Annotated in this window: 12 protein-coding genes; 4 read left to right on the plus strand and 8 right to left on the minus strand. The window is 65.7% G+C overall.

Going from position 1 to position 14358, the window contains the following annotated elements:
- Nucleotides 1–20: 20 nt before the first annotated feature.
- Nucleotides 21–665 carry a glutathione binding-like protein gene (locus tag QM712_RS15355; RefSeq protein ID WP_415023959.1) on the plus strand — a complete coding sequence of 215 codons (645 nt, stop codon included), beginning with the start codon at nt 21–23 and terminating at the stop codon, nt 663–665.
- Between the two features lie 61 nt (nt 666–726).
- Here QM712_RS15355 and QM712_RS15360 read toward each other — a convergent pair whose 3' ends face one another.
- From QM712_RS15360 to QM712_RS15375, 4 genes are all read right to left on the minus strand, one after another.
- Entirely contained in the window at nt 727–2385 is a 1659-nt protein-coding gene (locus QM712_RS15360) for a hydantoinase B/oxoprolinase family protein (protein WP_415023960.1), read from the minus strand.
- A 2-nt stretch (nt 2386–2387) separates the two neighbouring features.
- Nucleotides 2388–4472 carry a hydantoinase/oxoprolinase family protein gene (locus tag QM712_RS15365; RefSeq protein WP_415023961.1) on the minus strand — a complete coding sequence of 695 codons (2085 nt, stop codon included), beginning with the start codon at nt 4470–4472 and terminating at the stop codon, nt 2388–2390.
- Nucleotides 4473–4614: 142 nt separating this feature from the next.
- A complete protein-coding gene (locus QM712_RS15370; protein WP_415023962.1) occupies nt 4615–5436 on the minus strand; it encodes an NAD-dependent protein deacetylase in 822 nt (273 codons plus the stop codon).
- A 37-nt stretch (nt 5437–5473) separates the two neighbouring features.
- On the minus strand, nt 5474–6607 hold the full coding sequence (locus QM712_RS15375) for a helix-turn-helix transcriptional regulator (RefSeq protein ID WP_415023963.1): 1134 nt from the start codon (nt 6605–6607) through the stop codon (nt 5474–5476).
- A gap of 108 nt (nt 6608–6715) precedes the next feature.
- Here QM712_RS15375 and QM712_RS15380 point away from each other — a divergent pair, with 108 nt between their 5' ends.
- On the plus strand, nt 6716–7099 hold the full coding sequence (locus QM712_RS15380; protein WP_415023964.1) for a hypothetical protein: 384 nt from the start codon (nt 6716–6718) through the stop codon (nt 7097–7099).
- Here the strand turns inward: QM712_RS15380 and QM712_RS15385 are convergent.
- Complete coding sequence (locus tag QM712_RS15385) at nt 7096–7932, minus strand: SDR family oxidoreductase (protein WP_415023965.1); 837 nt, start codon at nt 7930–7932, stop codon at nt 7096–7098. The two genes, QM712_RS15380 and QM712_RS15385, sit on opposite strands and share 4 nt — an antisense overlap.
- Before the next feature lie 72 nt (nt 7933–8004).
- On the minus strand, nt 8005–9324 hold the full coding sequence (locus tag QM712_RS15390; protein ID WP_415023966.1) for a solute carrier family 23 protein: 1320 nt from the start codon (nt 9322–9324) through the stop codon (nt 8005–8007).
- A 123-nt stretch (nt 9325–9447) separates the two neighbouring features.
- Between QM712_RS15390 and QM712_RS15395 the strand changes: the two genes are divergently transcribed.
- Complete coding sequence (locus QM712_RS15395) at nt 9448–10779, plus strand: dicarboxylate/amino acid:cation symporter (protein ID WP_415023967.1); 1332 nt, start codon at nt 9448–9450, stop codon at nt 10777–10779.
- Nucleotides 10780–10800: 21 nt separating this feature from the next.
- On the opposite strand, the gene QM712_RS15400 is transcribed toward QM712_RS15395, so the two are convergent.
- Entirely contained in the window at nt 10801–12402 is a 1602-nt protein-coding gene (locus QM712_RS15400) for an ABC-F family ATP-binding cassette domain-containing protein (RefSeq protein ID WP_415023968.1), read from the minus strand.
- 232 nt (nt 12403–12634) lie between these two features.
- Between QM712_RS15400 and QM712_RS15405 the strand changes: the two genes are divergently transcribed.
- Nucleotides 12635–13477: a tetratricopeptide repeat protein gene (locus QM712_RS15405; RefSeq protein WP_415023969.1), complete on the plus strand. Its 843-nt coding sequence runs from the start codon at nt 12635–12637 to the stop codon at nt 13475–13477.
- Here QM712_RS15405 and QM712_RS15410 read toward each other — a convergent pair.
- A complete protein-coding gene (locus tag QM712_RS15410) occupies nt 13467–14186 on the minus strand; it encodes a hypothetical protein (protein WP_415023970.1) in 720 nt (239 codons plus the stop codon). The two genes, QM712_RS15405 and QM712_RS15410, sit on opposite strands and share 11 nt — an antisense overlap.
- Between the last annotated feature and the right edge of the window lie 172 nt (nt 14187–14358).

Consider the following 14358-nt stretch of genomic DNA (forward strand, 5'->3'; position numbering starts at 1 on the left):
ATTGCCCAAGGAGGCCCAAGATGGATCTTTATTTCTCGCCGCTCGCCTGTTCGATGGCGACCCGCGTCGCCCTCTACGAAGCCGGCGCCGCGGCGAATTATCTCGAAGTCGATCCGCCGACCAAGAAGGTGCTCGGCGACGGCTCCGACTTCCGTACCGTGAACCCGATCGGCCTCGTGCCGACGCTGCGCACCGACGAGGGCGTGGTGCTGACCGAGAACGCGGCGATCCTGCAATATGTCGCGGATCGCTTCCCGCAATCCGGTCTCGGCGCGACCCAGGGCATCGATCGCACGCGCCTGCATCAATGGCTGTGCTTCATCGGCACCGAGCTGCACAAGGGCCTGTTCGTGCCGCTGCTCGACCGCAAGGCATCGCAGGATGTGAAGGCCTATGTGCTCGAGAAGAACCTGTCGCGGCTCGACTATCTCGACGGATATCTCGAAGGACGCAGCTTCCTGCTCGACCATTTCAGCGTCGCCGACGCCTACCTCGTCACGGTCATCAACTGGACCATGGCGACGCCGCCGATCGAGCTTGCGAAATGGCCGAATGTGAAGGCCTATCACGACCGCCTGCGCCAGCGGCCGTCGATCGCACGCGCGATCGCGGAGGAATTCGAGTTGTACAAGGCGGAGCAGGCGCGGAAGAAGGCGGCGGCTTAGGACCGCATCGACAAGGGCATCGTCCCGGCGGATGCGGCCGGGACGATGCGTCGCAACCGCGTCAGCGCGCGTAGCCGTAGACCGCGGTCGCGTTGTCCGCTGACACGAGCCCGCTCTCGACGTCGTCCTTGACCGCGGCGCGCTCGCGCTCCGTCGGCGCGCCGATACCGGCGCCGCCGGGTGTCATCACCACCAGCCGATCATCGGGCGGTACGGTCTGAAAACCCTTGCCGCGCATCTTCTGCCCCGACTTCAGGCCGACATAGCCGGCCTCGCCATCACGGCCGCCGTCTCGACCGCGCGGCGGATGATCGATGCGGTCGAACGCCGCCAGGATATCGAAGGGCGCGTCGATGCCGCTGCCGACCTCGATGATCTGGCCGAGGCCGCCACGGGTGCGTCCCGCCCCGCCGGAATCCGGTCGCAACTCCTTGCGCCAGAAGATCAGCGGCGTCTGCGTCTCCGCGATCTCGACCGGGGTGCCGCGCACGCCGCTGGGATAGGCGGTGGCCGACAATCCGTCCTTGCCGAAGCGCGCGCCGGTGCCGCCATTGCTGGTCACCGCCATCGAGAATCCGTAATTGCCGCCGGCGCCCGAACGCGTCTGTCCGCGCACGTTGAGATTCCACAGGCACGAGGTACCTTCCGCGGGCACACGCTCCGGAATGATCTGGCGCAGGCAACCGAACACGACGTCCGGCAGCATCTGGCCGATGATGTGACGCGAGGCGACCGGCGCCGGCTTCGGCGCGTTGAGGATCGCGCCCGCGGGCGCCGCCACCGTCAGCGGCGAGAGCGATCCGGCGTTGTTCGGGATCTGTGAGGCGACGACGCAGCCGAGGCCGAACACGGTATAGGCCGTGGTGTAGGACAGGGGCACGTTGATGCCGAACTTCGAAGCCGCCGACGTGCCGTCGAAATCGACATGGATGCCGTCGTCCGAAATCGTCAGCGTCGCGGCCAGCGTGACCGGCGCGTCATAGCCGTCGACGACCATGCTGTTGCGCCAGGTGCCCTTCGGCAACTTGGCGATCTCGGCCAGCACAGCCTCGCGCGAGCGATCGCAGATGTAGTCGCCGAGGTCGTCGAGCGTGTCGATGTCGAACTCGGTCATCATCTCGACCAGGCGCTCGCAGCCGACGTCGTTGCAGCCGGCGAGCGAATAGGTGTCGCCCTCGGTGTCGATCGGCAGCCGGGTGTTGGTGCGGATCATCGCCATCAGCGTCTCGTTGACGACGCCCCGGTCGATCAGCTTCAGCATGGGGATGTAGAGCCCCTCCATGAAGACGTCCGTGGCGTCGGGGCCGAAGCCGATGCCGCCGATGTCCATGAGATGGCTGGTGCAGGAGAACAGCGCAACGACCTTGCCGTCCTTGAAGCAGGGCGTGGTGACGACGAAGTCGTTGAGGTGGCCGGTGCCCATCCAGGGATCGTTGGTGATGTAGGCGTCGCCCTCGTTCATGGTCTCGAGCGGGAAATGCGCGATGAAGTGCTTGACCGATTCCGCCATCGAGTTGACGTGTCCCGGCGTGCCGGTCACCGCCTGCGCCAGCATTCGCCCCCTCAGATCGAACACGCCGGCGGAGAGATCTCCGCATTCGCGCACGATCGGGCTGAAGGCGGTGCGGAGCAGCACCTGCGCCTGTTCCTCGACCACGGCGATCAGCCGGTGCCACATGATCTGGAGGTCGATCAGGCTCGCGCCGCTTGCCTTGCTCATGATCAGGCCGCCTTCCGTTCCATGACGATGCTGCCGGCCCCGTCGATATGCGCGTCGAAACTCGTGGAGACGAACGTGGACGTCTCGTCTTCGGCGATGACGGCGGGGCCGGCGATGGTCGCGCCGGGCGTCATGTCCTCGCGGCGATAGAGCGGGATCTCGATCACTTCACCGGCGCGGCCGTCGAAGAACTTGCGGCTTCCCGAGGCCTTGGCCGCCGGCTGGCGCGCGACGGATGCGACCACCGGCGGATTGCGGGCCTCGGTGGTCGCGAGCACGGACCAGCTCAGCACCTCGATCGCCGCACCCGGGATCGGCCGCTCGAACATCGCGGAATAGTCCGCCTCGAACTTCCGGCGCAGGCCGGCGAGATCGTCTCCCGTCAACCGCCGGTTCGGCAGCTCGACCGTGATCTCGTGACCCTGGCCGACATAGCGCATGAAGGCGGCGCGTCGCTCGCGCACCGGCGCGCCGGCTGCGCCAGGCTCGACCAGAGCGCGCGCTTCGCTCACCATCTCCTGCAGCAGATCGGAGACGGCCTCGGTGTCGAAATCGTCGAGCCGGACGTGACGGCTGCGCACCAGCTCATAGGCGATCGGGGCTGCGAGGAAGCCGACCGCCGATCCGACGCCCGCATTCGACGGCACGATCACGCGGGACACGCCGATCTTCTCCGCGACGCGCGCCGCGTGCAGCGGCGCGGCGCCGCCGAAGGCGATCAGCGTGTGCTGGCCGACGATCTCGCCGCGCTCGACCGCATGCACGCGCGCGGCGCTCGCCATGTTCTCGCAGACCACCTCGTGCACGGCATAGGCCGCGGTTTCCGCCGACAGACCGAGCGGCGTACCGACGTCGCGGAGCAGCGCCTGTTTGGAAAGCTCCGGGCTGAGCCTGATGGTACCGCCCGCGAAGGCGTCGGGATCGATCATGCCGAGCGCGACGTCCGCATCCGTCACGGCCGGACGCTCACCGCCGCGGCCATAGCATGCAGGCCCCGGCTCCGACGATGCGCTCTCGGGACCGACGGTGACGCGCTTCATGGCGTCGACATGCGCGATCGAACCGCCGCCGGCGCCGATCTCGACCATCTCGATCACGGGAATGCGCACCGGCAGGCCGGAGCCCTTCAGGAAACGCGCGGCGCGATCGACCTCGAACACGCGCGAGGTCTCTGGCTGGTACTTCTCGATCAGGCAGATCTTCGCGGTCGTGCCGCCCATGTCGAAGGACAGCACCTTGCTCTCGCCGAGCCTTGCCGCGATCTGCGCCGCGAAGATGGCACCGCCGGCCGGCCCGGACTCGACGAGACGCACGGGAAAGCGCCGCGCCGTCTCGATCGAGGTGACGCCGCCGCCGGAGGTGACGAGATAGATGGCACCGCGGAACTGCTCGACCTGCAAGGCGTCGGCCATGCGCGCGAGGTAGCCGTCGATCAGCGGTTGCACGTAGGCATTCGCGACCGCGGTCGAGGTGCGCTCGTATTCGCGGATCTCCGGACAGACCGCCGACGATATCGTCACGGACACGCCGGGCATCTCGTCCGCGAGGATCGCGGCCGCGCGCCGCTCGTGTTCGGGATTGGCGTAGGAGTGAAGGAATGCGATCGCGACGCTTTCGACGTTCAACGCACGCAGTTTCGGCACGAGCGCGCGCACCGCGTCTTCATCGAGCGGGAGACGGACGGCGCCGTGCGCGTCGATGCGCTCGGGAACGGTGAAGCGCAGGGATCGCGGCGCCAACGGCTTCGGCTTGTCGATGCCGAGATCGTACTGGTCGTAACGGCTCTCGGTGCCGATATCCAGCACATCGCGAAAGCCTTCCGTCGCGACCAACGCCGTCCTGGCGCCACGCCGTTCGATGATGGCATTGGTCGCCAGCGTCGTGCCGTGGATGAAGACGTCGATGTCGCTGATATGCGCATGCGCGTCGGTGAGAATGAGACGCATTCCGTCCAGTACAGCCTGTTCGGGCCGCTGCGGCGTCGTCAGCACCTTGCGCGTCTTGCGATCCGGACCCACGTCCAGCACGATGTCGGTGAAGGTGCCACCGATATCGACGGCAAGCCGCACTTCGGCTCCCTCAAGCATTCGAAATTCTCCGTGCTGATCGTCAAACCTGGAGCCGAAAACGCAGCAACTTCCATGCCAGAAACCGGGCTCGGCATCACCGCGCCGAGCCATTCTGCTCGGCTGCCATCCGATAGGCAAGGCGTGTTCGCCGACCGCGCGATCAGAGCAGGAATGCAAGCGCCGCTTCGCAGCGCTCCTCGACTTTCAGGGTCAGCAGATCGTCGGCGCGGGTGCGTCCGAGATTGATCGCCGCGATCGGAATCTGCCGGCGCGCCGCCGCCTGCACGAAGCGGAAGCCGGAATAGACCATCAGCGAAGAGCCGACGATCAGCATCGCGTCGGCCTGCGCCAGATGATCATGCACGGTGGCGACGACGTCGCGAGGAACGTTCTCACCGAAGAAGACGACGTCGGGCTTGAGGATGCCGCCGCAAGCCCCGCAGGACGGCACGACGAACGAGGAAAAATCCGCATGCTCCAGATCGGCATCGCCATCCGGCGCGTCGGCGGCGTCCAGCGTCAGCCACTCCGCGTTCGCGCGACCGAGCGCATCCTGGAATTCAGCGCGCGGCGTCTTGCGGCCGCATCCCATGCAGCGGACGAGGTCGAGCCGGCCGTGCAGGTCGATCACCTGCCGGTGGCCCGCGGATTGATGCAGCCGGTCGACATTCTGGGTCAGCAGCAGTTCGCAACGCCCGTTCGCCTCCAAGCGGGCGAGCGCATGATGCGCGTCGTTCGGGCGGGCCTGGCCGAACCGCCGCCATCCGATCAGGCTGCGCGCCCAATAGCGCTGGCGAGTGCGCTCCTCGGTCATGAAGGCCTGATAGTTGACCGGTTGGGTCCGCTTCCAGTTGCCGTGACTGTCACGATAGTCGGGAATGCCCGAATTCGTGCTGCAGCCGGCACCGGTCAGCACGAACAGGCGTTCGTGCCGGTCGACGAAATCCTGGAGCGGGCGGGTTGCCACCGGGGGAATTGCCATGGCGCAGATGTAGTCTGCGCCATGGGGTTTTGCCAGATCACGGCCGTTCCGATGGCCCGAAGCCGGCGATCAGCTTGACGAGTTCGCTCTGCCGCGCGGTGTCGGTTTTCCTGAAGACATTGTGGAGATGGGTCTTGACCGTCGCTTGCGTCAGACCCAGAGCCTCGGCCAGCGCCTTCACTCCGCTCACCCGCATGACGGCATCGACCAGGCGAACCTCGCTCGCCGTGAGCTTGTACAGCTTCGCGAGCACCTCCAGCGGCGGCGGGCTGGCCAGCGAAGTCTTGCGCACGAAGACGGCGGCAACCGCGGAATGCAGTGCGCCCGCGTGCTGGCGGTCGCCGGATGTCAGCGGCAGCACGCTGGCAAACCATTGGCCCGGCAACGCCGTCGACAGCGAAATCGGACCGCTGCCGTCAGCCGCGATGTTGCCGTTCTCGGCCGCCACGAGCGCCTCGCGCAGCGCCCGCTGCGCGTCAGGCGCGGTCGCGGACAACAAGCCGTTCCTCTCGGTCAGCAGCGAGGCTTCGTCCAGCAAGGTGCGGCCCGGCGCGTTGGTGAAGACGAGACGGCCGTTCGGGCCGACCAGAAAGACACTGGCGGACACGTTGTCGAGCGTCTGGGTCAGCACCGCCTGGGCCGACTTGCTCTGGTCGAACAACCGGCCGATCGAGACGGCGCGCTGGAAATGCGGAACGATGAGCGCGAGCCGGCGGCGATCGTCGGCATCGGCAAGCCCGTCCTTCTCGTGCATGCGGACGGCGAGAATCGAGGCGCTCGTCGCGGTCTTCTCCAGATTGGCCGCGAGCGCGTCGATGATGCCCTGCGGCTTCATCCACTCCGCGTAGAAGCGCGTCTCGACGATCTCGTCGAACGGGATGAGGTCGGTGGAACCGCAGACGACACCGGCCTCGACGAACGTCGCCGCCGGAAAACAGGGGTTCAGTGGAAGATATTTATCGAAATAGAGCTTCGTGTAGTGCGGATCTTCGTTGAAGATATGCATCACCACGGATTGCTCTGTCGCGGCATCATGCCAAAACAGGCTGCCGGAGGAACCGCCGACGAACAGGCAGGCTTGCTCGAGGGCACGCGGCCACAGGGTGGGATCGAGCGCGGCGTCATAAACGAGGCCGATCAGCTCCGACAGCAGAGCGGCTTCAGACGGCACGGTGAACTTTCATCATTACAAACAACATGCGGGGCATTTGCGCCTTCAGTCACACAATATCACAATGTGCATGACGACTGTAAAACTTCAACAGCGATGCGGAGCTCCATGCGCGAAAAGCTGGTGCGACTCGCGAGCAGCCCATCGCGTCATCGCCCTGCTGTTTCGTTGAGCAGCAATTCCCAAAACGGAACAACCACCGATTATTTCGGAGCCGTGTTCGGCTTGGGTGAGGCAACCTGCTTCTGCGAGACCACCGCCTTGCCGGGCGGCGTTTCCGGCGCAGCATCGCGGCGGCGGTCGCAACCGCCACCGCGCCGATGCCATCGGAGCCGGGCAAGACGACCTGGCAAATGCGAGGCTCGGTCTATCGCGGCGAAGGCGGCCTCGGTTTCGCTCGTCGCCTCAACGCCGCTGAGCGTGGGCGGCGGCTACGGCAATGGCGGCGGCACGGAACACACCGCGTATCTCGGCATCGGCGGCGAGTTCTAGCTCGCCCAATTGTCGCGAAACTCCGGGAAGAGCGTCAAGCCGCCGCAAGCGTAGATGGTCTGCCCCGTGATGTAGCTGGCATCATCGGAGGCGAGGAAGGCGAACACGGCGGCGATCTCTTCCGGCGTGCCGACACGGCCCAGCGGAATGTGGCTGGTGACGACGCCGCGCTTTTCGGGGTCGCCGGTCCAGGCCGCGTTGATCGGCGTATCGATCGCGCCAGGCCCGACCGCGTTGACACGGATGCCCCGGCCGGCGAATTCCAGCGCCAGCGTACGCGTCAGATTGGCCATGCCGCCCTTGCTGATCGAATAAGCGAGATAGCCGGGCTTCGGAATGATCTGGTGGACGCTCGAGCAGTTGATGATGCTGCCGCCTCCGCCGCGCGCGACGAAATGCGCGAGCGCCTTCTGAGCGCAAAGCACGGCACCGTTGAGATTGACGTCGATGATGCGGCGGTAGGTTTCGACGTCGAGCGCCTCGCTCAGCGACTCCCGCTGGAAGCCGGCATTGTTGACGAGGCAGTCGAGACGCTTCCAGCGTGCCAGGATCGTCTCGAACATCGCGTCGATCTCCGGCTGCTTGCCGACATCGGCCTTGACGATGACATGATCGAGCTTGCCGTGACCGCGATCGCCCGACGCGGTCCGCGCGAGCGCGAGCGTTTCCTCGGCCTTGTCGGGATGGCCGAAATAATTGATGGCGACGGTCGCCCCTTCCTGGGCGAGGCGGATGGCGACGGCCCGCCCGATGCCCTGGGACGCACCGGTCACCAGCGCATATTGGCCGACGAGGCGCGACGGAAACGACGTTGAACGATCGGTTTGCGGCATGGGTTCTCTCCAGAATGCCTGATCATCGGCGGAACCTGGATTTTGTTCCATCCCTCAATGCAACCCTGGGACTCATTCCGCACGGCGCGCCAGCGGCGAGGTCAGGATCTGGTAAAGGATGATCGCGCCGAAGGTCGCGGTGCCGATCCCGCCGATCGTGAACGCTCCGAACTTGAGCGTGAGATCGCCGGCACCCGCGGTCAGCGCCACGGCGACGGTGATCAGGTTCGCGGGGTCCGCAAAGTCGACCTTGTTCTCGACCCAGATGCGGCCGGCCATCGCCGCGATCAATCCGAACAGCACGATCGAGAGGCCGCCGATGACGGGACCGGGGATCGACAGGATCAGCGCACCGAATTTCGGCGAGAAGCCGAGCAGGACCGAGACCGCGGCCGCGAAGGCGAACAGCAAGGTCGAATAGACCTTCGTCGCGGCCATGACGCCGATGTTCTCGGCATAGGTGGTGACGCCGGTGCCGCCACCGCTGGCCGCCACGATCGTCGCGAGGCTGTCGGCAAGCAAAGCGCGACCGAGATAGCGGTCGAGGCTCCGGCCCGTCATGGCGCCGACGGCCTTGATGTGACCGAGGTTCTCGGCAACGAGAATGACCGCCACCGGCGCGATCAGGAAGATCGCATCGGCCTGGAAAGTCGGGGTGCTGAAGTTCGGCAGGCCGAGCCACGGCGCGGCCGAGAGCCGCGCGAAATCGATCGGCTTGCCGAAGCCGAGACCATTCGCGAACAGCAGGTACAGGAGATATCCACCGATCGCGCCGAGGATGACCGGCAGGCGGCGCCACAGGCCCGGGGCGGCAACGGCAACCACGCCGATGATCAGCACGGTCGCGAGCCCGATCCAGGTATCGAACGCGCCGGCGCTCACGGCCTTGACCGCCACGGGCGCGAGATTGAGGCCGATCGCGGCGACCACGGCACCGGTGACGGCCGGCGGCAGCAGCCTCTCGACCCAGCCGACTCCCGACCACATCACGATCAATGCAATGACACCGTAGAGCACACCCGCCCCGACGATGCCGCCGAGCGCAACGGACAGGTTCGGATTCGGCCCGTGCCCGGCATAGCCGGTGGCGGCGATGACGACGGCGATGAAGGCGAAGCTCGAGCCGAGATAGCTCGGCACGCGTCCCGCGACGATGACGAAGAAGATCAGCGTGCCGATGCCGGAGAACAGGACCGCGACATTGGGATCGAACCCCATCAGCAGCGGTGCGATGATCGTCGAGCCCGACATCGCGACGCAGTGCTGGAGACCGGAGACGACTGTCTGGCTCCATGGCAGCCGCTCCTCCGGCATGATCACGCCCGAGGTCTTAAGTTTCCAGTGCGGAAAATAACCCCGTGCCTGCTCTTCCGAACCCTTTGCGATCGTCATGTTCCCCCCGTTGCGGTGCAGCGATCGATCTCGCGCGGATCGACAAAAATGTGATTGCCGTTTCTGCAGCGGTCATCACATGATGTAAATCATGCACGTTCGATGCGTTCCGGGGCACACATTATGACACCAGTTGCGATCCAGCCAGCCGTCCGTCGCCGTCATCAGCCCTGGTACAAGATCCTCTACATTCAGGTCCTGATCGCGATCGCGCTCGGCGTGCTGGTCGGCTATTTCTATCCCGACCTCGGCAAGGCGTTGAAGCCGCTCGGCGACGCCTTCATCGCGCTGATCAAGATGATGATCGCGCCGGTGATCTTCTGCACCGTGGTGCACGGCATCTCGTCGATGGGCGACCTCAAGCGTGTCGGCCGGGTCGGACTGAAGTCGCTGATCTATTTCGAGACGGTCTCCACCGTTGCGCTCGCGATGGGCCTGCTCGTCGGCGAGTTGCTCCAGCCCGGGCACGGCTTCAACATCGACCCCGCGACGATCGATCCGAAGTCGGTGGCGACCTACGTGACCAAGGCCAAGGAGGACGGCATCGTCGCCCACCTCATGGCGATCATCCCCGACAGCTATCTGGGCGCGATCGCGCGCGGCGACCTCCTGCAGGTGCTGCTGATCTCGATCCTTTCCGGCTTCGCCATCGCCTTCCTCGGCAAGGCCGGCGAGCCGATCGCGGAAGCGATCGACAAGGCCGCGAAGATGTTCTTCGGCATCATCCGCATCATCGTGCGTGTCGCGCCCATCGGTGCCTTCGGCGCGATGGCGTTCACCGTGGGTGCCTACGGCCTCGGCTCGCTGCTCAATCTCGCCGCCCTGATCGGCACGTTCTACCTGACCAGCATCCTGTTCGTGCTGATCGTGCTCGGCGCGATCGCCCGGCTCGCCGGCTTCTCGATCTTGCGCTTCATCGCCTACATCAAGGACGAACTGCTGATCGTGCTCGGCACGTCGTCGTCCGAAACGGTGCTGCCGCAGATGATCCAGAAGATGGAGCACCTCGGCGCCTCGCGCTCGGTGGTCGGCCTCGTCATCCCAACGGGCTACAGCTTCAACCTCGACGGCACCAACATCTACATGACGCTCGCGACGCTGTTCCTGGCGCAAGCCACCAACACGCACCTGACCATCTGGCAGGAGCTCGGCATCCTGGGCATCGCCATGATCACCTCGAAGGGGGCCTCGGGCGTGACCGGCGCCGGCTTCATCACACTCGCGGCGACGCTCTCGATCGTGCCCGACATCCCGATCCAGTCGATCGCGATCCTCGTCGGCATCGACAAGTTCATGAGCGAGTGCCGTGCGCTGACCAATCTGATCGGCAACGGCGTCGCCTGCATCGTGATCAGCATCTCCGAGGGCGAGCTCGATCGCAACGCGCTGCACGAGACGATGGCCCATCCGCTGGAGATGGGCGAAGCGCTGGAGCCCGGCGGCGGAACGGCGTGAGGCCGCGTGCGCCGGCAGCCATCAGGCCGGAGCTGCCGGATGGCCATCGAGATCCAGGCGGCGGGTGACGCCGATCGCCTGCAGAAACGCTTCGTCGTGACTGACGACGAGAAGTGCGCCGTCATAGGCGCTCAAGCCTGCCTCGACCGCTTCGATGGACTCGATGTCCAGATGATTGGTCGGCTCGTCCAGGATCAGCAGGCACGGCGGCGCCGGGCCGCCCAGCACGCAGGCGAGACCGGCGCGGAACATTTGCCCGCCGCTCAGGCCTGAGACGACCTGCAGGGCGGCGTCGGCGCGGAACATGAACCGGGCGAGCGCGGCATGGCAGGCATTCTGCTCCGCCTTCGGATTGAGACGCTGAAAATTCTCCAGAACCGAGATCGAGGGATCGAGCAGGCTGACCTTCTGATCGAACATGGCGAAGTCGGGCTTGACCCGGACGATGCCCGCGAGCGGACGCAACTCGCCCGTGACGAGCTTCAGCAGGGTCGTCTTGCCGGAGCCGTTCGGTCCGGCGACGGCAACCCGCTCCGGCCCGACGATGGCGAGCGACAGATCGCGCAGGATCATCCGCTCCGGCTGGTAGCCGGCGCTGACACGGTCGAGCCGGAGCACCTCGCGCCCGGCCGGCAGATGCGTCGAAGGCAGCTTGACGGAGAGCGGTTGAAGAATTTCGATGCGCCGGCGCGCCGCCTCGACCGCACCAAGCGCTTCCGCACGCCGCCGCTCGGCCATTTGCGTGCCCTTTCCGCCGCTGTCCTCGCTGCGATCCTTGCGCGCGCCCGCCAGGATCCGCGGCATGTCCCCCTTGCTCCGCTTCTTCCTGCCGCCGCTGTCCTTGCGCGCCTTTCGCTCGGCCGCTTCCTGCGCCTTGCCGTCGATCTCGGACAGATGCTTCTCGGCATGCGCAAGATCATGCCTGACGGCAGCGAGTTCGACGGCCTTCTGCTCGCGGTAGCTGCTCCAGTTGCCGCCATATCGCTTGGCCCCAAGCGAGGTCAGCTCGACGACCGCGTCCATGGTCTCGAGCAGGCTCCGGTCGTGGCTGACGACGATCGCGCCGCCACGCCAGGCCGCCATCAGCTCGACCACAGCCTTCCGGCCATCCCGGTCGAGATTGTTGGTGGGCTCGTCGAGCAGCAGGAAATCCGGCTCGGCGAACAGCAGCGCGGCGAGACGAACCCGCGTCACCTGCCCGCCCGACAGGCAGTCCAGTTCCGTGTCGGGAGCGGCATCGAATCCGACACGGGCCAGAGCGGAGGCGAGCCGCGCATCGAGGGTCCAGTCGACGTCGGCGATGTCGTCGGCGGACGCGTCGCCGCGTTCCGCGCGACGCAGCAGCTCCAGCGCGCGTCGCGCGCCGAACAGATCGATCACTTCCGCGCCCGCAGGAAGCCGGACGTGCTGGCGCAGAAGGCCTATTGTCCCGGTCACGACGACGCGTCCGGAGTGCGGACCGTGCTCGTTCGCGATCGCGGCGAGCAACGTCGTTTTTCCAACGCCGTTGCGGCCGACGAGTCCGGCCCGTTCGGCGCCGAAGGTCAGATCGATATCGGTAAGGAGTGCGCGTCCGTCAGGCGTGGACAGCGAAAGACGTGACAGGATGATCGAAGCAGGCATGGAAGTCCCCGTGGGCAAGGCAGATCGGCTTTGCGGTCGGGGTCATGTCCATGGCTGCGAATATCCTGATGAGTAGACGGTCATAGCCCCGGCTCGGGGCGAGATCAAGGCACGCTCCACGCGACGTCGTCTGGCCGCAGCCGAAGCCTCACAAGGCTTTTTGATGGACGCCGCGAGGCGAACGCGGTAAGTGCGGACAAAATCGTCGTGTCTCGCATGAAGAGGCCATCTCGTGAGCGGCAAGCCAAACAACGCCCTCGCCCAGCTGCTTCAGCAGGCCTTTTTCGCGTTGCGGGCGAAGCAGTTCGACGTCGCGGCGCGCCTCGCCGCCGAAGCCCTGAAATCCAATCGCACGGACCGCAATGCGGCGATGATCCTGGCCCACGCCCTGCTCGGCCAGAACCGTGCAGGCGAGGCGATCCCGCCGCTGGACAAGGTCGCTCGCCGCAGCAACGATCCGGAAGTGGAGACGCTGCTCGGCCACGCGCTCTGCGGCGCGCATCGTGAGAGCGAGGGGATCGCGCAACTGCGCCGGACTGCTGCGCGCCGCCCACCCTACTTGCCCGCGTTTCAGGAGCTGGCCGGCCAGCTCGCGAAGGCCGGTCAACTCGACGAAGCCGTGAAGGTCATCGAGGATGCGGTCGCCCTGTCGCCGTCAAGCATCGAGCTGAAGGTCGATCTCGGACGGCTGAGCCTTCAGAACAACGACCGCGCGAAGGCACTCGCCGTGCTGACGTCCGTGCGCGACGCAGCGCCCGGACGCGCCGATGTTCTGGTCGAGCTCGCCAAGGCTCTCCTCCTCGACGGCAAATATGCGGAGGCGGCCGAGCTCTATCGTCATGTGCTCGCGCAGCGCCCGGACGACATCCTGTCCCAGGCCAATCGCGCGATCTGCCTGATGGAGATGGGCAAGCGCGATTGCGGCGAGGCCGCGCTGCGCAACGTGCTTCGTGGAAGGCCCCAGATGCTTGGCCGTGCGGCCTTTGCGCTTGCGAGCACCACGCATGGGCGGTTCTTCTTCCGCCCGAGCGCCGCGGCAAAGTTCCTCGAGCGCGAGCTGGCGCCTACGCCCTGAACTTCCGTCTGTACAAGCCCGTCTCGCGCCTGAGTTCGGCACGGAGCGCCTGAACCTTCTGCGTTTCTTCGATGGTGAAGGACGAGGTCTGCCTGGTCCAGTTTTCCCGCTTCACCGGAATGCATTGCGCGATCGGCGTGCCCCTGGGCAGGACGCCGCTGAACCTGGTGTCGTGCCAATGCGCGGGAAAGTGGATCCAGGCATCCTTGTAGCGATCGCAATCGACGAGACCACTCAGCGTCGTGAACGGCAGATCGAAGCGATTGACCGGATGCGTGAAGAACAGCGCATAGCCTTCCGGCGCTTCGATGGTCCAGAGATTGTGGAATTTGATCAGGAAGCGGTCGGATTCGAACAGCGGCGATCCCGTCACCTGACCGGGATCGTGGAAGCTGATCGGCGAGCGCGGAAACTCGGTTTCGCCGCCCGGCGGGATGTCGTTGTCCCAGACGATCTCACCATCCTCGATCCTGAGATCGCAGATCAGCGGAATCAGGAAACCGCACGTCATCGCATCGACGAAGGGCGGACAGCGCTTGATGGTCTGTTCGTCCTGCTGGTTGAGGGCGCTGAAGGCCGTCGGCGGCATCGTCTTCAGCCAGTCCGGAACGCCTTGGCTCGCCGGAATCGGCGGTGGCAATAGACCCTCGAGCTCCTTGGGGCAGCGAAATCTGAGCGCGAGCTTGTTATTATTGTTCTGCAAGGACATCGGGCATTTCCAGCCATATCCTCTACCGATAAATGGAAATGGCTCCGGGTAGAAGTCCCGCAGCATAGCCCTACTATTACAACTTTGTCATGTTCGAGCTGATGCCCGGGCCGCGTCAGTCCAACGTTCTGTTCTTCGGTTGCGCTGCACAAGCTTCAGCGCGGTCACGGTC

It is taken from the genome of Bradyrhizobium sp. (assembly GCF_047605465.1).
In the GTDB taxonomy this organism is placed as follows: Bacteria; Pseudomonadota; Alphaproteobacteria; order Rhizobiales; family Xanthobacteraceae; genus Bradyrhizobium.